Here is an 18,885-nt window from a genome sequence, read left to right as displayed (position 1 = left end):
GTGTCCCTGATCGCTTCTGACCACTTCCGCATCGTTGTCGGCCTCGGCAAGAGCGGCATGTCCCTGGTTCGCTTCCTGGCGAACCGGGGTGTGTCGTTTGCCGTCGCCGATACGCGGGAAAATCCACCTGAGCTGGCCACGCTGCGTCGTGACTATCCCCAGGTGGATGTGCGTTGTGGCGAGCTGGACGTCGAGTTCCTGTGCCGCGCCGACGAGCTTTACGTGAGCCCCGGCCTGGCCCTGGCGACCCCGGCCCTGCAGGCTGCCGCCGCCCGGGGCGTGAAATTGTCCGGCGACATCGAGCTGTTCGCGCGCAACGCCAAGGCGCCGATTATCGCCATCAGCGGTTCCAATGCGAAAAGCACCGTCACCACGCTGGTCGGTGAAATGGCCGCGGCCGCCGGCAAGCGTGTCGCCGTGGGCGGCAACCTCGGCACCCCGGCGCTGGATCTGCTCAGCGACGAGGTCGAGCTGTACGTCATGGAGCTGTCGAGCTTCCAGCTCGAGACCACCGATCACCTTGGCGCTGAAGTGGCCACTGTGCTGAACATCAGCGAAGACCACATGGACCGCTACAGCGGCCTGCCGGCCTATCACCTGGCCAAGCACCGGATTTTCCGTGGTGCCCGGCAAGTGGTGTTCAACCGCCAGGACGCCTTGACCCGTCCGCTGATGAGCGAAGGGCTGCCATGCTGGACTTTCGGCCTCGGCGCGCCAGATTTCAAAGGCTTCGGTTTGCGCGAAGAGAACGGCGAGAAATATCTGGCCTTCGAATTCCAGAACCTGATGCCGGTGCGCGAACTGAAGATTCGCGGCGCCCATAACCAGGCCAATGCCTTGGCCGCGCTCGCCCTCGGGCATGCCGTCGGGCTGCCGTTCGACGCCATGCTTTCGGCGCTGCGCAGCTTTGCCGGGCTCGAGCACCGCTGCCAGTGGGTGCGCGACCTGGATGGCGTGGCCTGGTACAACGATTCCAAGGCCACCAATGTTGGCGCCGCCCTGGCTGCCATCGAAGGCCTCGGCGCGGACATCCAGGGCAAGCTCGTGCTGATTGCCGGTGGCGACGGCAAGGGCGCCGATTTTAAAGACCTGCGCGATCCGGTGGCGGCCAACTGTCGTGCCGTGGTGCTGATGGGCCGCGATCGCGAACTGATCGCCCAAGCCCTCGGCGATGCCGTGCCGCAGGTTCGCGTCGCTTCGCTGGACGAAGCCGTGCAGCAATGCCGTGCCCTCGCGCAACCGGGCGATGCCGTGCTGTTGTCGCCGGCCTGCGCCAGTTTCGACATGTTCAAGAATTACGAAGAGCGCGGGCAACTGTTCGCCCAGGCTGCGGAGGACTTGGCATGAGCCTGATGAACATCATCAAGCCGTACCCGTCGCCGCTGATTACCGGTCGCGGTATCGACCTGGATTTCCCGATGCTCGCCGGCTGCCTGGCGCTGCTCGGCCTGGGCCTGGTGATGATCACCTCCGCCTCGTCGGAAGTGGCCGCCGTGCAATCGGGCAACACCCTCTACCACATGATCCGCCACCTGATTTACCTGGTGATCGGCCTGGGCGCGTGCATTGTCACCATGATGGTGCCGATCGCCACCTGGCAACGCCTGGGCTGGCTGATGTTGCTGGGTGCCTTCGGCCTGCTGGTGATGGTGCTGGTGCCGGGTATCGGCCGCGAGGTCAACGGCTCCATGCGCTGGATCGGCTTCAGCTTCTTCAACGTGCAGCCCTCGGAAATCGCCAAGGTCTTTGTGGTGATCTACCTCGCCGGGTACCTGGTGCGTCGTCAGAAAGAAGTGCGCGAGAGCTGGATGGGCTTCTTCAAGCCGTTCATCGTGCTGCTGCCGATGGCCGGCCTGCTGCTGATGGAGCCGGACTTCGGCGCGACGGTGGTGATGATGGGCGCGGCGGCGGCAATGCTGTTCCTCGGCGGTGTCGGGCTGTTCCGCTTCACCCTGATGGTAGCGCTGGCGTTCGCGGCAGTGACCGTCCTGGTGCAGGCCCAGCCGTACCGGATGGCGCGCCTGATCACCTTTACCGATCCGTGGGCCGACCAGTTCGGTTCCGGCTACCAGTTGACCCAGGCGTTGATCGCCTTCGGTCGCGGCGAGTGGCTGGGCGTGGGCCTGGGCAACAGTGTGCAAAAGCAGTTCTACCTGCCGGAAGCTCACACCGACTTCGTGTTCTCGGTTCTCGCCGAGGAGCTGGGGGTAGTGGGCTCCCTGTGCACCGTCGCGCTGTTCGTCTTCGTTTGTGTGCGCGGCATGTACATCGGCTTGTGGGCCGAGAAGGCCAAGCAGTTCTTTGCCGCGTACGTGGCGTACGGCCTGTCGTTCCTGTGGATCGGCCAGTTTCTGATCAACATCGGGGTGAACGTCGGCCTGCTGCCGACCAAGGGCCTGACGCTGCCGTTCCTCAGTTATGGCGGCAGCTCCCTGGTGATCTGCTGTGCCTGCCTCGGCTTGTTGCTGCGCATCGAGTGGGAAAGTCGAACCCACCTGGGCAGCGAAGAAATGGAATTCCATGAAAGCGACTTCGCCGAGGAGCCGACTCATGGGCGCTAACGTGCTGATCATGGCGGGCGGAACCGGCGGGCATGTATTTCCGGCGCTGGCCTGCGCCCGGGAGTTCCAGGCGCGCGGCTACACCGTGCACTGGCTCGGCACGCCGCGTGGCATCGAGAATGAACTGGTACCCGCCGCCGGCCTCGAGCTGCATCGGATCAACGCCAGTGGCCTGCGGGGCAAAGGCAAGCTGTCGCTGCTCAAGGCACCGCTGATGCTGCTCAAGTCGATCTGGCAGGCGCGGGCGGTCATCCGTCGGCTGCGGCCGGTGTGTGTCGTCGGCTTCGGCGGTTATGTGACCGGTCCTGGCGGCGTCGCGGCAAAACTGGCCGGTGTGCCGGTGATCGTTCATGAGCAGAACGCGGTCGCTGGTACCGCCAATCGGTTACTGGTGCCGTTGGCCGCTCGAGTGTGTGAAGCCTTCCCCGACACCTTTACCCTGTCGGGCAGCCGTCGCACCACCGGTAACCCGGTGCGCACGGAGCTGTTCCTCGATACACCGCGCCCGGCCCTGGCCGGACGCAAGGCGCGTTTGCTGATCCTGGGCGGAAGCCTGGGAGCGGAACCGTTGAACAAACTGCTGCCCGAAGCCTTGTCCCAGGTCGCCCCCGAACTGCGCCCTGAAGTGTTTCACCAGGCTGGCAAAAACCACGATGAAGTGACCGCCGAGCGCTATCGCGCCGTTGGCGTCGAGGCGCAAGTGCAGCCTTTCATCAAAGACATGGCCCAAGCCTATGGCTGGGCCGACCTGGTGGTCTGCCGCGCAGGCGCGCTGACCGTCAGTGAACTGGCTGCCGCCGGTCTGCCCTCGATGCTGGTGCCTTTGCCCCACGCCATCGACGATCACCAGACCCGCAACGCCGATTATTTGGCCCGCGAAGGCGCTGCCTTCCTGATGCCACAAAGAACGACTGGCGCCGCGGATCTCGCTGCGCGCCTGACAGAGGTCTTGATGCAGCCGCAAACACTCGAAGACATGGCCCGCGCCGCGCGCCGCCTGGCCAAACCCGATGCAACGGCCCAAGTGGTCGATACCTGCCTGGAGGTGGCCCATGGTTGAGAATCGCAAAGCCATGCCGCAGCCGGAAATGCGCCGCATCCGCCGCATCCACTTCGTCGGGATCGGCGGCGTGGGCATGTGCGGAATCGCCGAGGTGTTGCTGAACCTGGGTTACCAGGTCTCGGGTTCCGACCTGAAGGCTTCGCCGGTCACTGAGCGCCTGGAATCCTTCGGTGCACAGATTTTCATCGGCCATCGTGCCGAGAACGCCGCCAACGCCGATGTGCTGGTGGTCTCCAGCGCCGTGAACACTTCCAACCCGGAAGTCGCCACCGCCCTGGAACGTCGCATTCCCGTGGTGCCGCGCGCCGAGATGCTCGCCGAGCTGATGCGCTATCGCCACGGCATCGCCGTCGCCGGTACTCACGGCAAGACCACCACCACCAGCCTGATCGCCTCGGTGTTCGCTGCCGGTGGCCTGGACCCGACGTTCGTGATCGGTGGGCGCCTGAACGCCGCGGGCACCAATGCCCAACTGGGCACCAGCCGCTACCTGATCGCCGAAGCCGACGAGAGCGATGCAAGTTTCCTGCACCTGCAACCGCTGGTGGCCGTGGTGACCAACATCGACGCCGACCACATGGCGACCTACGACGGTGACTTCAACAAACTGAAGAAAACCTTCGTCGAGTTCCTCCACAACCTGCCGTTCTACGGTCTGGCGGTGGTGTGCCTGGACGATCCGGTGGTGCGCGAAATCCTGCCGCTGATCAAGCGTCCGACCGTGACCTACGGCTTTGGCGAAGACGCCGACGTGCGCGCGATCAACGTGCGCCAGCAGGGCATGCAGACGTTCTTCACCGTGCTGCGTCCTGATCGCGAGCCGTTGGACGTGTCGGTGAACATGCCCGGCAACCACAACGTGCTCAACTCGCTGGCGACCATCTGCATCGCCACCGACGAAGGCGTCAGCGATGAAGCCATCGTCCAGGGCCTGTCCGGGTTCCAGGGCGTGGGTCGACGCTTCCAGGTCTACGGCGAGCTGCCGGTGGACGGCGGCAACGTGATGCTGGTGGATGACTACGGCCATCACCCGACCGAAGTCGCGGCGGTGATCAAGGCCGTGCGCGGTGGCTGGCCGGAGCGCCGGCTGGTGATGGTCTACCAGCCGCACCGCTATAGCCGCACCCGCGACCTGTACGACGATTTCGTCCAGGTGCTGGCCGACGCCAACGTGCTGCTGTTGATGGAAGTCTACCCGGCCGGCGAAGAGCCGATCCCGGGCGCCGACAGCCGCCAGCTGTGCCACAGCATCCGCCAGCGCGGCCAGTTGGACCCGATCTACATCGACCGCGGCGTGGACCTCGCGCCGCTGGTCAAGCCGCTGCTGCGCGCCGGCGACATCCTGCTCTGCCAGGGCGCCGGTGATATCGGTGGCCTGGCCCCGAAACTGTTGAAAAGTCCGTTATTCGCCGGAGCCACCGTGGCCTCCAGCGAGGGGAAACTGAAATGACTGCTGCCTACGCCAACCTGGTCTCGACCCTTGATCCGAAAGCCTTCGGCCGCGTGGCCGTGCTGTTCGGTGGCAAGAGCGCCGAGCGCGAGGTCTCTCTCAAGTCCGGCAACGCCGTGCTGCAAGCCCTGCAAAGCGCCGGCGTCGACGCATTCGGCATCGACGTGGGCGACGACTTCCTGCAGCGCCTGCTGAGCGAAAAGATCGATCGCGCCTTCATCATTCTTCATGGCCGTGGCGGCGAAGACGGCAGCATGCAGGGCTTGCTCGAATGCCTGGGCATTCCCTACACCGGCAGTGGCATCCTGGCTTCCGCCCTGGCGATGGACAAGTTGCGCACCAAACAGGTCTGGCACAGCCTCGGCATCCCGACGCCGCGTCACGCCGTGCTGGCGTCCGAGGCCGATTGTATTTCGGCGGCGACGGAACTGGGCTTCCCTTTGATCGTCAAACCGGCCCATGAAGGTTCAAGTATCGGCATGGCGAAAGTGAATTCGCTGCCTGAGTTGACCGCAGCCTGGAAGGACGCCAGTTCCTACGATTCGCAAGTGTTGGTCGAGCAATGGATCACCGGTCCCGAGTTCACCATCGCCACCCTGCGTGACCAGGTGTTGCCCCCGATTGCGCTGGGCACGCCCCACACGTTCTACGACTACGACGCCAAGTACATCGCTAATGACACCCAGTACCGCATTCCCTGCGGGCTGGACGCTGCCAAGGAAAAACAATTGATGGACCTCACGGCCAAGGCCTGTGAGGCGCTGGGTATCGCCGGTTGGGCGCGGGCGGACGTGATGCAGGACGCCGATGGGCAGTTCTGGTTCCTGGAAGTCAACACCGCGCCCGGCATGACCGACCACAGCCTGGTTCCGATGGCGGCTCGTGCTGCCGGCCTGGATTTCCAGCAACTGGTGCTGTCGATCCTGGCCGCCAGTGTCGGCAACCAAGAGTCCAGGGGTTAAGCCATGCAAGGCGCATCGCTTCGTCATCAGCCATCCGCACCCGGTCGCAAGCCGGTGCCGCGGGGTGCCAGCCGAATGGTGGCCAAAGAGCCGATGTCGGCGCGCTTGCCGAAAGCCAATTTCGGCTTTCTCAAGAGCCTGTTCTGGCCGGTGATGCTGGTGGTATTGGGGTTCGGCACGTATGAAGGCGCGCAGCGGCTGCTGCCTTATGCCGATCGTCCGATCGCCCGGATCAACGTCCAGGGTGACCTGAGCTACATCAGCCAGCAGGCGGTGCAGCAGCGGATCGCTCCGTTCGTCGCGTCGAGCTTCTTCACCATCGACCTGGCGGGCATGCGCACCGAGCTGGAGCAGATGCCCTGGATCGCCCACGCCGAAGTGCGGCGGGTATGGCCGGACCAGGTGTCGATTCGTCTGGAAGAGCAGTTGCCGGTGGCCCGTTGGGGCGACGAGTCGCTGTTGAACAACCAGGGCCAGGCGTTTACGCCACGGGAACTGGCCAATTATGAACATTTGCCACAACTGTTCGGTCCACAGCGGGCCCAGCAGCAAGTGATGCAGCAATACCAGGTGTTGAGTCAGATGTTGCGGCCACTGGGCTTCTCCATCGCGCGCCTGGAATTGCGTGAGCGCGGCAGCTGGTTCCTGACCACTGGCGCGGGCAGCTCGGGGCCGGGCATCGAGCTGTTGCTCGGGCGCGGCAACCTGGTGGAAAAGATGCGCCGCTTCATTGCCATCTATGACAAGACGCTCAAAGAACAGATTACGAACATTGCGCGCATCGATCTGCGCTACGCCAACGGCCTCGCTGTTGGCTGGCGGGAACCTGTAGCGCCGACGACGGCCGAACCCGCCGTCGCGAAGAATTAAGAAGAGGCAGGACCCATGGCAAACGTGCAAAGCGGAAAAATGATCGTCGGTCTGGATATCGGCACTTCCAAGGTGGTAGCGCTGGTAGGCGAGGTCGCGGACGACGGCACGCTGGTCATCGTCGGGATCGGTACACACCCGTCCCGTGGCTTGAAGAAAGGCGTGGTGGTGAACATCGAGTCCACCGTCCAATCGATCCAGCGCGCCATCGAAGAAGCGCAGCTGATGGCCGGTTGCCGGATCCACTCGGCGTTCGTCGGTGTCGCGGGCAATCACATCCGCAGCCTGAACTCCCACGGCATCGTGGCGATTCGGGACCGTGAAGTCAGCTCCGCCGACCTTGAGCGCGTACTTGACGCGGCCCAGGCCGTGGCGATTCCGGCCGACCAGCGGGTGCTGCACACCCTGCCGCAGGATTACGTGATCGATAACCAGGAAGGCGTACGCGAGCCCCTGGGTATGTCCGGCGTACGCCTGGAAGCCAAGGTCCACGTGGTCACCTGCGCCGTGAACGCCGCGCAGAACATCGAGAAGTGCGTGCGTCGCTGCGGCCTGGAAATCGACGACATCATCCTCGAGCAACTGGCTTCGGCCTACTCGGTGCTGACCGACGACGAGAAAGAACTCGGCGTGTGCCTGGTCGACATCGGCGGCGGCACCACCGACATCGCGATCTTCACCGAAGGCGCCATCCGTCACACGGCAGTGATTCCGATTGCCGGCGACCAGGTGACCAACGACATCGCCATGGCGCTGCGCACCCCAACCCAGTACGCCGAGGAAATCAAGATTCGTTACGCCTGCGCCCTGGCCAAGCTGGCCGGTGCCGGTGAAACCATCAAGGTGCCGAGCGTCGGCGACCGTCCGCCGCGCGAATTGTCGCGCCAGGCCCTGGCCGAAGTGGTCGAGCCGCGCTACGACGAACTGTTCACGCTGATCCAGGCCGAACTGCGCCGCAGCGGCTACGAAGACCTGATCCCGGCCGGCATCGTGCTGACCGGCGGTACGTCGAAGATGGAAGGCGCGGTCGAGCTGGCCGAAGAGATTTTCCACATGCCGGTGCGCCTGGGCGTGCCCCATGGCGTCAAGGGCCTGGATGACGTGGTGCGCAACCCGATCTATTCGACTGGCGTGGGCCTGTTGATGTACGGCCTGCAAAAGCAATCCGACGGGATCTCGTTCTCGGGCATCGGCAGCCGTGACAGCTACAGCAGCGAAGAGCCCAAGGCACCGCTGTTCGAGCGGCTCCAGGCTTGGGTGAAGGGCAATTTCTAAACGATTTCAGATTCAGGCGTCGGGTTTCAGGCCCGGCGTTGCAAGACGGCAACAAACGCAGTAGGCGAAAAAACTAGAGAATGAAAGGAGAGGGAAAATGTTCGAACTCGTAGACAACATCCCCGCCAGCCCGGTTATCAAGGTAATCGGTGTCGGCGGTGGCGGCGGCAACGCTGTCAACCACATGGTCAAGAGCAACATCGAAGGCGTTGAGTTCATCTGCGCCAACACCGATGCTCAGGCGCTGAAAAACATCGGCGCGCGGACCATCCTCCAACTCGGTACCGGCGTGACCAAGGGCCTGGGTGCCGGCGCGAATCCCGAGGTTGGCCGTCAGGCTGCCCTGGAAGATCGCGAGCGCATCGCTGAAGTCCTGGCTGGCACCAACATGGTGTTCATCACCACTGGCATGGGCGGCGGTACCGGTACCGGTGCAGCGCCGATCATTGCCGAAGTGGCCAAGGAAATGGGCATCCTCACCGTTGCGGTGGTGACCCGTCCGTTCCCGTTCGAAGGCCGCAAGCGCATGCAGATCGCCGATGAAGGCATCCGCGCGCTGAGCGAAAGCGTCGACTCGTTGATCACCATCCCCAACGAGAAGCTGCTGACCATCCTCGGTAAGGACGCCAGCCTGCTGTCGGCTTTCGCCAAGGCCGATGACGTACTGGCCGGTGCCGTTCGCGGTATCTCCGACATCATCAAGCGTCCGGGCATGATCAACGTCGACTTTGCCGACGTACGCACCGTGATGTCCGAAATGGGCATGGCGATGATGGGCACCGGCTGCGCCAGCGGTCCGAACCGTGCACGCGAAGCCACCGAAGCGGCCATCCGCAACCCGCTGCTCGAAGACGTGAACCTGCAGGGCGCCCGCGGCATCCTGGTGAACATCACCGCCGGTCCGGACTTGTCCCTGGGCGAGTACTCCGACGTGGGTAGCATCATCGAGGCGTTCGCTTCCGACCACGCAATGGTCAAGGTCGGCACCGTTATCGATCCGGACATGCGTGACGAACTGCACGTGACCGTGGTTGCCACTGGCCTGGGCGCGAAAATCGAGAAACCGATGAAGGTGATCGACAACACCGTGCAGACCGCCATGGCTTCGCAGCCCCAGCAGCAAGCTGCCGCTCGTCAGGAAGCTCCCGCGGTGAACTACCGTGACCTGGACCGTCCGACCGTCATGCGCAACCAGGCCCAGGCCGGTGCTGCGACTGCCGCGAAGATGAATCCGCAAGACGATCTGGATTACCTGGACATCCCGGCATTCCTGCGTCGTCAGGCCGATTGATGGAATGTATCAGGGGTATACGGGTGATTGGTGTTCAGCAAAGGTCTGGTCTGCTATCATCGCCAGCCTTTGTTGATACCAGTTCGCAATTTGCGCTGAAGCGGCCCATGCCATGATTAAACAACGCACCCTGAAGAATATTATCCGTGCCACAGGTGTCGGCCTGCACTCCGGCGAGAAGGTCTATCTGACCCTCAAGCCCGCGCCTGTCGACACCGGCATTGTGTTTTGTCGTGCCGACCTCGACCCTGTGGTGCAGATTCCTGCTCGCGCGGAAAACGTTGGTGAAACCACTATGTCGACCACGCTGGTCAACGGTGACACCAAAGTGGACACGGTGGAGCATTTGCTCTCGGCCATGGCTGGCCTGGGCATCGATAACGCCTACGTCGAGCTCTCCGCGTCCGAAGTCCCGATCATGGATGGCAGCGCCGGACCTTTCGTATTCCTGATTCAATCGGCTGGCCTGGAAGAGCAGGACGCGGCCAAGAAGTTCATCCGCATCCTGCGGGAAGTGACAGTGGAAGACGGCGACAAGCGCGCCACTTTCGTCCCTTTCGAAGGTTTCAAGGTGAGCTTCGAGATCGATTTCGATCACCCGGTTTTCCGTGACCGCACCCAGAGTGCAAGCGTGGATTTTTCCAGCACTTCGTTCGTCAAAGAAGTCAGCCGCGCGCGTACCTTTGGTTTCATGAGTGATATCGAGTACCTGCGCAAGCACAACCTCGCACTCGGTGGCAGTGTGGAAAACGCGATCGTGGTCGATTCCGATGGCGTGTTGAACGAAGACGGCCTTCGTTATGAAGACGAATTCGTCAAACACAAGATCCTCGATGCAATCGGCGACCTCTACCTGCTGGGCAACAGCCTGATTGGTGAGTTCAAGGGCTTCAAGTCCGGCCACGCACTGAACAACCAGCTGCTGCGCAAGTTGATTGAGCAGAAAGACGCTTGGGAAGTCGTGACGTTCGAAGACGCCAGCACCGCACCAATCTCTTACATGCGCCCTGTAGCGGCCGTGTAAGCAAAAAACCTCTCTAGTTTTTTAAGGGCTGCCTTCGGGTGGCCTTTTTTTATGGCTGGGTTTTATGTCGGCTGCGAAAGGCTTTTGTGGCGAGGGAGCTTGCTCCCGCTGGACTGCGAAGCAGTCCTCAACCTGGTCTGCGGTGGATCAGGCGAGCGAGTCGCTATCTCTGGGCCGCTTCGCGGCCCAGCGGGAGCAAGCTCCCTCGCCACAAAAGCAGGAGCAAGGCTTACATCGCACAAACAACTCGATTACGCCCGCTGGCCTTGGCCTGGTAGAGCGCCTTGTCGGCGGCGAGCAGCAACGCCTCAAGTTCGTTGTAAGGCCCGTTCGCCCACGTAGCGATGCCGATACTGACGGTCATGGTCAATTCACCGGGCAGTTGCTCAACGGCTTCGCGAATGTTTTGCGCCATGGTGAACGCTCCTGCGGTCGTCGTCTCCGGCAGCACCACCGAGAACTCTTCACCGCCATAACGCGCCGCCAGGTCGGCCGGTCGGCGCACGTACCCGCCGATCAGTTGCGCCAGGGTTCGTAACGCCTCGTCACCGCGTTGGTGGCCCAGGCGATCATTGAGCGCCTTGAAGTGGTCGGCATCGATCATCAGGATCGACAACGGTTGACCGGAGCGCTGGGCGCGCAGCCACTCCAGTTGCAGCGTCTGGTCCAGCGTCCGGCGGTTGGCCAGGCCTGTCAGCGGGTCGACGGATGCCAGCAGGGCCAGTTCCCGTTCAGCGGTGTGCCGGCGTCTTAATTCCCGACGCAGCAGCCAGGTGAGCCAGAGCAAGCTGAAGCACAGCGCGCCCGTGGCGCCACTGACCAGCAGCGCCGTGCGTTGCCATGACGCGAAAACCTCTTGGGAAGAGAGCGCGACCACGACGATCAGCGGCAGATTACCTACCTGGGAAAAGGTGTACAGCCGCTGCTTCTGATCCACGCTGGACACGCTGGTAAAACTGCCATCGCCTTCGCGCAGGATCCGCACGAAGTTCGGTCGACTGCTGAAATCCTTGCCGATCATGTCTTCGGCCAGAGGCGGCTCCTGAGCCAACAGGATCCCGTCGCGGCTGACCAGGTTGACCGTGCCGCCATGGCCGATGTTCAAGCTCTTGAAGAGCTGGCTGAAGTAGCCCAGGCGCATTGCAGCCTCGGCCACACCCATGAACTCTCCTCGGTCGTCGTTCAAGCGGTAGCTGAAGCTGATGCGCCAATCATGCGGACTGCTCCGGGCCCGGAACGGACGGCTGATCTTCATGCCCGGGCCCGGATCCTGCAGATGGGACTGGAAATATTCCCGATCGGCGTAATTGCCCTTGCGCGGTTCGACCGAAGCGGAATCGGCGACCACGTCGCCGCGCTTGTCGAGCAGCAATATGTCGCCTTTGTAAGGGGCTGCGGTGGCGCGGTCGAACAGGGCGAGGTGGCGGATCGTTGGCGAAACGTCCTGGAGATCCTGGCGTTTCGCTGCGGCAATCAGGCCTTGCAGCGAAAGATCGTAGAGTTCGACATTGCGCAGTACGTCGGCGTCGATCAACTGCACAATGTTGCTCGCCGCGCGCGTCGCTGCCTGCTGCGCGCTGGCGTGTTCACGGATCAGCAGGAACGTCACGATAGCTACGATAGCGATGACAACCAGCGAGCTGGCCAAAACGAGTACCCGCTCCGAACGTATCGAAAGCGGAATGTTGCCGGGTGTTGCACTGCTCGCGCTCATGATTCCGATCTGCATTGTCATGTGGCTGGGATCCTTCCCATAGGCTGCTCATCTTTAACAGCGGATGACTGGCATCAGACAATGCTGGCCTTTTGCAAGATTGTGCTTGTGACACTGGAATTGAGCAATCCACATCGTGGCTTATTGCATGGAAATCGAGGTTGGATGGACTGCCGCCTTCGCGAGCAGGCTCGCTCCCACAGTGTTGTCCTTGGGTGGGCGTATGCCACAGGAGTTTCGTGGGGGCGGGCTTGCTCCTCAGGCCGGCAAGCGGATCCCGAAGGTGTTGGCACCACGGTCGCTGCGCACGAATACATCGCCGCCGTGCATGAGCGCAATCGCCTTGACGATGGCCAGGCCCAAGCCGTGGTTGGCGCCGCTGTTGCTGCGGGAGACGTCGACCCGGTAGAAGCGCTCGAACAGGCGCGGCAGGTGTTCGCCGGCGATAGGCTCGCCGGGATTGGTGACGCCCAGGATGACCTGGTCGCCGGTGGCTTCGATGTCCACGTCGATCACCTGGCCGGGCGCGGTGTGCTGGACGGCGTTGCTCAGCAGATTGATCAAGGCCCGGCGCAGGTGGGCGATTTCGATACTGGCCTGGGCATCGCCGCTGACGCGAACCCGGACCTGGGCGTCTTCGAGGATGAAGTCCAGATAATCGAGGGTGGTTGCCACCTCATCGGCCAGGGACGTCGTGGTCAGCTTGGTGGCCTTGCTACCCTGGTCGGCGCTGGCCAGGAACAACATGTCGTTGATGATCGAGCGCAGTCGCTCCAGCTCTTCGAGGTTCGATTGCAGCACTTCGAAGTAATGCTCTGCCGAGCGCCCGCGAGTCAACGCCACCTGCGTCTGGCCGATCAGGTTGGTCAGCGGCGAGCGCAGTTCATGGGCAACGTCGGCATTGAATGACTCCAGCCTTGAATACGCCTGCTCGACGCGGTCCAGGGTTGCGTTGAAGGAACTGACGAACTGGTTGAGTTCCGGTGGCAGCGGTGACAATTGCAAGCGCCCGGTGAGCCGGGGCGGGGCCAGGCGCCGGGCTTCGTCCGACAACCTGATGAGTGGCTTGAGACCGATGCGCGCCACCCAGTAGCCCAGCAACGAGGCCAGCAGCACGCCGACGATCGCCAGGCTCACCAGCGCGACCAGCAAACGATGCTGGGTCTGGTAGAAGGTCTCGGTGTCGATACCGATCATGAACCGTAGCGGCGGCCGCTGGTCCTTGGCCGGGAACTGGCTCACCAGCACTTTCATCGGGTAATGCTGCGTCGCCAGCTTCAGGTCACGTTTGCCCAATGGACCTGCGGCGAAGGCACGGATCTGTGCATCGGGGTTACCGTATTCGAAGCGCGGGTCATCGCTGACGATCCAGAAGTGGATGCGTTTATCCTCCTCGCCGAGCAAGCGCAATTTGTTGTTGATCTTGACCCAGTGCTCCGGCGTGCCATAGCGGCCGACGGTGGACTCCAGCACGCTGTAGCGGGCATCGAGCTCCGCCTCTGGCAACAGGCCGAGACCTTTTTCGACCTGCTGGTACAAGCCGCCGCCAATCAGCAGGAACACCAGCGCCGCCACCAGCGTGAACATGCCGCTCAGGCGCAGGGCGATGCTGTTACTCACCGCGATTCTCCAACACATAACCCATCCCTCGGATGGTATGCAGAAGTTTGTGCTCGAAAGGCCCGTCGAGCTTGGCCCGCAGGCGTTTGATCGCCACTTCGACGACGTTGGCGTCGCTGTCGAAATTGATGTCCCAGACCATTTCGGCAATCGCGGTTTTCGAAAGGATCTCGCCTTGGCGGCGAGCCAGCACGCTGAGCAGCGAAAACTCCTTGGCGGTCAGGTCCAGGCGCTGCCCGGCGCGGCTGGCCTTGCGGCTGATCAGGTCGATCCACAGGTCGGCGATGCTCACCTGCACCGGTTCATGGCCGCTGCTGCGGCGGGTCAGGGCTTGCAGGCGGGCCACCAGCTCCAGGAACGAAAACGGCTTGCCCAGATAATCATCGGCGCCATCGCGCAGGCCCTTGATGCGATCTTCGACCCGTTCGCGGGCGGTGAGCATGATGACCGGCGTCTGCTTGCGGGCGCGCAGGGCCCGCAGCACGCCAAAGCCGTCGAGGCCCGGCAGCATGACGTCGAGCACGATCACCGCATAGTCACTTTCCAGGGCCAGGTGCAGCCCTTCGACGCCGTCCCGCGCCACATCCACGATGTAACCTTGTTCGGTCAGGCCGCGGTGCAGGTAGTCGGCGGTTTTTTCTTCGTCTTCGATGATCAGAACGCGCATGGCCCGGCCTCAGTCTGCATTTGCCAGCGCCGCCGTCGGCGCAGAACCGGGTCGAGGCGCGGGCCGATGGAACAATCGCTCCAACCACAAGTATATGACCGGCGTGGTGAACAGCGTCAGTGCCTGGCTCACCAGCAGGCCACCGACCACCGCGATGCCCAAGGGTTGGCGCAACTCCGCGCCGGGGCCGTAGCCGAGCATCAATGGCAGGGCGCCGAGCAGGGCGGCCAGGGTCGTCATCATGATCGGACGGAACCTCGTCAGGCAGGCCTGGAAAATCGCTTCCTGCGGCGCCATCCCGCCGTTGCGCTGGGCATCGAGGGCGAAGTCGATCATCAGGATGCCGTTCTTCTTGACGATACCGATCAGCAGCACCAGGCCGATCAGCGCCATGATCGAGAAATCCTGGCCCAACAGCCAGAGCATGATCAACGCGCCGAGGCCGGCCGAGGGCAACGTGGAAATAATCGTCAACGGATGGACGAAACTCTCGTAGAGCACGCCGAGGATGATGTACACCGCCACCAACGCAGCGAGGATCAGCCACGGCTGGCTTTTCAGCGAACTCTGGAACGCCTGGGCCGCGCCCTGGAAGCTGCCGGTGATGGCCGCGGGCATGCCGATCTCGTTCTTGGCCTGGTCGAGCAGGCGCACGGCATCCCCCAGCGCCACCCCCGGCGCGAGGTTGAACGACAGGTTGGCGGCCGGGAACATGCCGTCGTGGGCAATCGACAGCGGGCCGTTGGTCGGTGCGTCGAAGCGGGCGAGGGCCGAGAGCGGGACCATTTCCCCGCTCAGCGGCGAGCGCAGATAGAAATACGCCAGGCTTTCGGCCTTGCCGCGTTGCTGGGTGTCGAGTTCCAGGATGACGTTGTACTGGTTGGTCTCGGTCTGGAATTCATTGATCTGCCGCTGGCCGAAAGCGTCGTAGAGCGCCTGGTCGACATCGCTGGCGGTGAGGCCGAAACGTGCCGCCGCGCTGCGGTCGATGTTGATGTGGGTGATGCTGCCGCCCAGTTGCAAGTCGTTGGAAATGTCGCGGAATGCCGGAATGCTGCGCAGCTTGTCGGTGAGTTTCTGCGTCCAGGCGTTGAGGGTCGGCCCGTCGTTGCTCTTGAGCACGTATTGATACTGGGCGCGGCTCGGGCCGGAGCTGAGGTTGATGTCCTGCCCGGCCCGCAGGTACAGCACAACGCCGGGAATCTTCAGCAACTTGGGGCGGATCCGGTCGATGAAGCCACTGGCCGATACATCGCGCTCGCCCCGAGGCTTGAGGGCGATCCAGAAGCGGCCGTTGGCGATGGTCTGGTTGTTGCCCGAGACGCCGACGGAGTGCGAGAAAGTCTGCACTGCCGGGTCGGCGGCGACGATCTCGGCCAGGGCCTTGTGCTTGGCCACCATGTCCGGGAACGAGATATCGGCCGCCGCTTCGCTGGTGCCCAGCACCAGGCCGGTGTCCTGGACCGGGAAGAAGCCCTTGGGGATGAACAGGTAGCCCACGACCGCGAGGGCGAGGGTCAGGCCGAACACGCCGATCATCAGTTTCTGGTGGGCCAGGGCCCGGCGCAGGCCGCGTTCGTACCAGCCGAGCAGGCGCTCGCCGAAACCCGGCCTGGCATGGGCGTGATGTTTCGGGGCGCGCATGAACAAGGCAGCCAGGGTCGGCGCCAGGGTCAGGGACACCACGACGGAAATCAGGATGGTCGAAGTGGCGGTCAGGGCAAACTCCTTGAACAGCCGCCCGACCACGCCGCCCATGAACAGCAGCGGAATGAACGCCGCCACCAGCGAGAAGCTGATGGACACCACCGTGAAGCCGATTTCCCCGGCGCCCTTGATCGCCGCCTCGCGCATGCCATCGCCGGCTTCCAGGTGCCGGTGGATGTTCTCCACCACCACGATGGCGTCGTCCACCACGAACCCCACCGAGATGACGATCGCCACCAGGGTCAGATTGTTGAGGCTGAAACCCATCACATACATCAGCGCGAAACTGGCGGTCAGCGACACCCCGAGCACGGCCGAGACAATCAGCGTCGCCGAGAGCTGGCGCAGGAACAGCGCCATCACCGCCACCACCAGCAGCACCGCGATCAGCAGGGTGATTTCCACTTCATGCAGCGAAGCGCGAATGGTCTGGGTGCGATCGATCATCACCTTGACCTGTATGGCGGCCGGCAGCATGGCTTCCAGGGTCGGCAGCGCCGCCTGGATGCGGTCGACCGTCTCGACGATGTTCGCCCCCGGCTGGCGGAAGATCACCAGGTTGACGCCGGGCTGATCGTCGGACCAGGCCTGCACGTAGGCGTTTTCCGAACCGTTGACGACTTTGGCGATGTCCTTGAGATGGACCGGTGCGCCGTCCCGGTAGGAAACGATCAGCTCGCCGTATTCCTCCGGCTTGAACAGCTGGTCGTTGGTGGACAAGGTGGAAATACTCGACTCGCCATACAGCGCGCCCTTGGCCAGGTTGAGGCTGGCCTGCTGCAAGGACTGGCGAATATCGGCGAGGGTCAGGCCGATGGCGGCAAGCCGGTCGGCCGAGGCCTGGACCCGGATCGCCGGCCGCTGCTGGCCGGTGATATAGATCTGTCCAACACCGTCGATCTGGCTGATCTGCCGGGCGAGCAGCGTCTCGACGTAATCACTCAGTTCGGTGCCTGGCATCAGGTCGGAGCTGATGCTGAGAATCAGCACCGGGCTGTCGGCCGGGTTGACCTTGCGCCAGGTCGGCAGGTTCGGCATGTCATTGGGCAGCTTGCCGGCGGCGGTGTTGATCGCCGCCTGCACTTCCTGGGCGGCGGTGTCGATGCTCTTGTCGAGACTGAATTGCAGGGTCAGGTTGGTCGAGCCCAACGCACTGCTTGAGGTCATCTGGGTAATGCCGGGAATGGCGCTGAATTGCACCTCCAGTGGGGTCGCCACGGACGATGCCATGGTTTCGGGACTGGCGCCGGGAAGTTGGGCGTTGACCTGGATGGTCGGGAATTCCGCCTCGGGCAAAGGCGCGACGGGCAGGCGGGGAAAGGCGATCAACCCTAGCAACACCAGGGCGAACGTCAGCAGCACCGTGGCGATGGGGTGGTCGATGCACCACGCCGATATCGAGCCGCGGCCCTTCATGGCTGCGCCTGCCCGGTCTTGGCGAGGGCAGGCGGATCGCTGAGCACCTGGACGCTGGCGCCGGGCTTGAGGCGTGACTGGCCGTCACTCACCAGCTGATCGCCGGCGTTCACGCCTTTGATGATGTGCCTGTCGCTGTCCTGATAAACCATTTGCACCGGCACGCTTTCGACCTTGTCACCTTTGACCCGATAGACGAAGTGTTGCTCCAGCCCGCGTTGGACCACGGTGGGCGGCACTACCAGGGCACCCTTGTCGATAGCGGTCTGGATTTTCAGCGTCACCAGTTGCCCCGGCCACAGCCGTTGCGCGGCGTTATTAAATTCGGCCTTGGCCCGCAGGGTTCCGGTATTGGTGTTGATCTGGTTGTCGATGAGGCTGAGCCGCCCCTCGCCGAGCAATTCCCCGGTCACGCCGTCGGCCCCGACGTAGGCCTTGACCAAGGCCTGGTCCGGGGCGGCGATCAATCGCTGCAAGGTCGGCAGCATTTGCTGGGGCAAGGAGAACTCCACGGCGATCGGGTCGATCTGGGTCACCGAGAACAGGCCTTCGGTGTCGCTGGTGCGCAGGAAGTTGCCTTCATCCACATTGCGAATGCCGACGCGACCGCTCACCGGCGAGCGGATCTGCGTGTAGGACAGCTGCACCTGCGCCGAATCGATGGCCGCCTGGTTGCCCTGGGCAGTGGCCTTGAGCTGGTTGACCAGCGCCTGTTGCTGGTCGTAGGTCTGCTTCGATACGCCGTCATCGACGCTCAGCAGCTTGTAGCGCTTGAGGTTGACCTGGGCCACGGCCAGTTGCGCCTGGCTCTCGCTGAGCTGGGCGCGGGCCTGGTCGAGGCTGGCGCGGATCGAACGATCATCGATGGTCGCCAGCAGGTCCCCCTTCTTGACCAGTTGCCCTTCCTTGACCAGCAGCCTGGTGAGGATGCCGTCGATCTGCGGACGGATCACCACGCTGTGCAGCGACAGTACCGTGCCGATGCCACTGGCAAAGCGCGGCACATCCTGCTCGACAACGCTTATCACCTTCACTGGCACGGCGGTGGAAGCACTGGGTTTGCTGGCGACGGGCTTCATGATGAACCAGAGGGCGAGGGCGGCCAGGGCGATCAGTAACGCGACGAGCAGGACGGTTTTTTTCTGGATAGGCATGAACGTGAAACGCCGGTTCGGGACGGAGGAATTCCTGGCTTTCTTATATAGCGTTGTGAGCCCGTCAGGAAGGTGACGGCTAGCTGTCAGGGCTGTCAGTTTTATCTTGGT

At 63.1% G+C, this 18,885-nt stretch carries 14 protein-coding genes; 9 read left to right on the top strand and 5 right to left on the bottom strand.

Annotated features, from left to right (window positions below; translation table 11 throughout):
* From murD to lpxC, 9 genes are all read left to right on the top strand, one after another.
* Complete coding sequence (murD, locus tag J3P84_RS22385; RefSeq protein ID WP_434625950.1) at positions 1-1,347, top strand: UDP-N-acetylmuramoyl-L-alanine--D-glutamate ligase; 1,347 nt, start codon at positions 1-3, stop codon at positions 1,345-1,347.
* Positions 1,344-2,561 carry a putative lipid II flippase FtsW gene (ftsW, locus tag J3P84_RS22380; RefSeq protein ID WP_370870999.1) on the top strand — a complete coding sequence of 406 codons (1,218 nt, stop codon included), beginning with the start codon at positions 1,344-1,346 and terminating at the stop codon, positions 2,559-2,561. The genes murD and ftsW overlap by 4 nt, the downstream gene beginning before the upstream one ends.
* Positions 2,551-3,621 (top strand): undecaprenyldiphospho-muramoylpentapeptide beta-N-acetylglucosaminyltransferase, encoded by a 1,071-nt coding sequence (gene murG, locus J3P84_RS22375; protein WP_434625947.1) that lies wholly within the window; start codon positions 2,551-2,553, stop codon positions 3,619-3,621. The genes ftsW and murG overlap by 11 nt, the downstream gene beginning before the upstream one ends.
* Entirely contained in the window at positions 3,614-5,074 is a 1,461-nt protein-coding gene (gene murC / locus J3P84_RS22370) for a UDP-N-acetylmuramate--L-alanine ligase (RefSeq protein WP_305496639.1), read from the top strand. The genes murG and murC overlap by 8 nt, the downstream gene beginning before the upstream one ends.
* Positions 5,071-6,036, top strand: coding sequence for a D-alanine--D-alanine ligase (locus J3P84_RS22365; protein WP_305496638.1), 966 nt, complete (start codon positions 5,071-5,073; stop codon positions 6,034-6,036). The genes murC and J3P84_RS22365 overlap by 4 nt, the downstream gene beginning before the upstream one ends.
* A 3-nt stretch (positions 6,037-6,039) precedes the next feature.
* Positions 6,040-6,906, top strand: coding sequence for a cell division protein FtsQ/DivIB (locus J3P84_RS22360; protein WP_434569734.1), 867 nt, complete (start codon positions 6,040-6,042; stop codon positions 6,904-6,906).
* Positions 6,907-6,921: 15 nt separating this feature from the next.
* Positions 6,922-8,181 (top strand): cell division protein FtsA, encoded by a 1,260-nt coding sequence (gene ftsA, locus J3P84_RS22355; RefSeq protein ID WP_058542749.1) that lies wholly within the window; start codon positions 6,922-6,924, stop codon positions 8,179-8,181.
* A gap of 97 nt (positions 8,182-8,278) precedes the next feature.
* A complete protein-coding gene (gene ftsZ / locus J3P84_RS22350) occupies positions 8,279-9,472 on the top strand; it encodes a cell division protein FtsZ (RefSeq protein WP_305496634.1) in 1,194 nt (397 codons plus the stop codon).
* A gap of 112 nt (positions 9,473-9,584) precedes the next feature.
* Positions 9,585-10,496, top strand: a complete 912-nt coding sequence (lpxC, locus tag J3P84_RS22345) for a UDP-3-O-acyl-N-acetylglucosamine deacetylase (RefSeq protein WP_030139673.1) — start codon at positions 9,585-9,587, stop codon at positions 10,494-10,496.
* Positions 10,497-10,725: 229 nt separating this feature from the next.
* Here the strand turns inward: lpxC and J3P84_RS22340 are convergent, their stop codons facing one another.
* The 5 genes from J3P84_RS22340 to J3P84_RS22320 form a co-directional block, all read right to left on the bottom strand.
* A complete protein-coding gene (locus J3P84_RS22340; protein ID WP_434631480.1) occupies positions 10,726-12,210 on the bottom strand; it encodes a sensor domain-containing diguanylate cyclase in 1,485 nt (494 codons plus the stop codon).
* Positions 12,211-12,468: 258 nt separating this feature from the next.
* Entirely contained in the window at positions 12,469-13,848 is a 1,380-nt protein-coding gene (locus tag J3P84_RS22335; protein ID WP_434625943.1) for a heavy metal sensor histidine kinase, read from the bottom strand.
* On the bottom strand, positions 13,823-14,497 hold the full coding sequence (locus tag J3P84_RS22330) for a heavy metal response regulator transcription factor (RefSeq protein ID WP_434625940.1): 675 nt from the start codon (positions 14,495-14,497) through the stop codon (positions 13,823-13,825). Before J3P84_RS22330 ends, J3P84_RS22335 begins: the two co-directional genes overlap by 26 nt.
* Before the next feature lie 9 nt (positions 14,498-14,506).
* Complete coding sequence (locus J3P84_RS22325; protein WP_434625938.1) at positions 14,507-17,620, bottom strand: multidrug efflux RND transporter permease subunit; 3,114 nt, start codon at positions 17,618-17,620, stop codon at positions 14,507-14,509.
* Positions 17,617-18,774: an efflux RND transporter periplasmic adaptor subunit gene (locus tag J3P84_RS22320; protein WP_434625936.1), complete on the bottom strand. Its 1,158-nt coding sequence runs from the start codon at positions 18,772-18,774 to the stop codon at positions 17,617-17,619. Before J3P84_RS22320 ends, J3P84_RS22325 begins: the two co-directional genes overlap by 4 nt.
* Positions 18,775-18,885: the final 111 nt, after the last annotated feature.

Source organism: Pseudomonas sp. Z1-29 (assembly GCF_051131995.1).
In the GTDB taxonomy this organism is placed as follows: Bacteria; Pseudomonadota; Gammaproteobacteria; order Pseudomonadales; family Pseudomonadaceae; genus Aquipseudomonas.
The sequence above is the reverse complement of the archived record's forward strand: the minus strand, read 5'-3'. Positions and strand labels throughout refer to the sequence as shown.

What these genes read in the sequence shown, in the direction of transcription:
- ftsW (WP_370870999.1), top strand. Translation starts at nt 1,344, where the DNA reads ATGAGCCTGATGAACATCATCAAGCCGTACCCGTCGCCGCTGATTACC.
- murG (WP_434625947.1), top strand. Translation starts at nt 2,551, where the DNA reads ATGGGCGCTAACGTGCTGATCATGGCGGGCGGAACCGGCGGGCATGTA.
- murC (WP_305496639.1), top strand. Translation starts at nt 3,614, where the DNA reads ATGGTTGAGAATCGCAAAGCCATGCCGCAGCCGGAAATGCGCCGCATC.
- J3P84_RS22365 (WP_305496638.1), top strand. Translation starts at nt 5,071, where the DNA reads ATGACTGCTGCCTACGCCAACCTGGTCTCGACCCTTGATCCGAAAGCC.
- J3P84_RS22360 (WP_434569734.1), top strand. Translation starts at nt 6,040, where the DNA reads ATGCAAGGCGCATCGCTTCGTCATCAGCCATCCGCACCCGGTCGCAAG.
- ftsA (WP_058542749.1), top strand. Translation starts at nt 6,922, where the DNA reads ATGGCAAACGTGCAAAGCGGAAAAATGATCGTCGGTCTGGATATCGGC.
- ftsZ (WP_305496634.1), top strand. Translation starts at nt 8,279, where the DNA reads ATGTTCGAACTCGTAGACAACATCCCCGCCAGCCCGGTTATCAAGGTA.
- lpxC (WP_030139673.1), top strand. Translation starts at nt 9,585, where the DNA reads ATGATTAAACAACGCACCCTGAAGAATATTATCCGTGCCACAGGTGTC.
- J3P84_RS22340 (WP_434631480.1), bottom strand. Translation starts at nt 12,210, where the DNA reads ATGAGCGCGAGCAGTGCAACACCCGGCAACATTCCGCTTTCGATACGT.
- J3P84_RS22335 (WP_434625943.1), bottom strand. Translation starts at nt 13,848, where the DNA reads ATGTGTTGGAGAATCGCGGTGAGTAACAGCATCGCCCTGCGCCTGAGC.
- J3P84_RS22330 (WP_434625940.1), bottom strand. Translation starts at nt 14,497, where the DNA reads ATGCGCGTTCTGATCATCGAAGACGAAGAAAAAACCGCCGACTACCTG.
- J3P84_RS22325 (WP_434625938.1), bottom strand. Translation starts at nt 17,620, where the DNA reads ATGAAGGGCCGCGGCTCGATATCGGCGTGGTGCATCGACCACCCCATC.
- J3P84_RS22320 (WP_434625936.1), bottom strand. Translation starts at nt 18,774, where the DNA reads ATGCCTATCCAGAAAAAAACCGTCCTGCTCGTCGCGTTACTGATCGCC.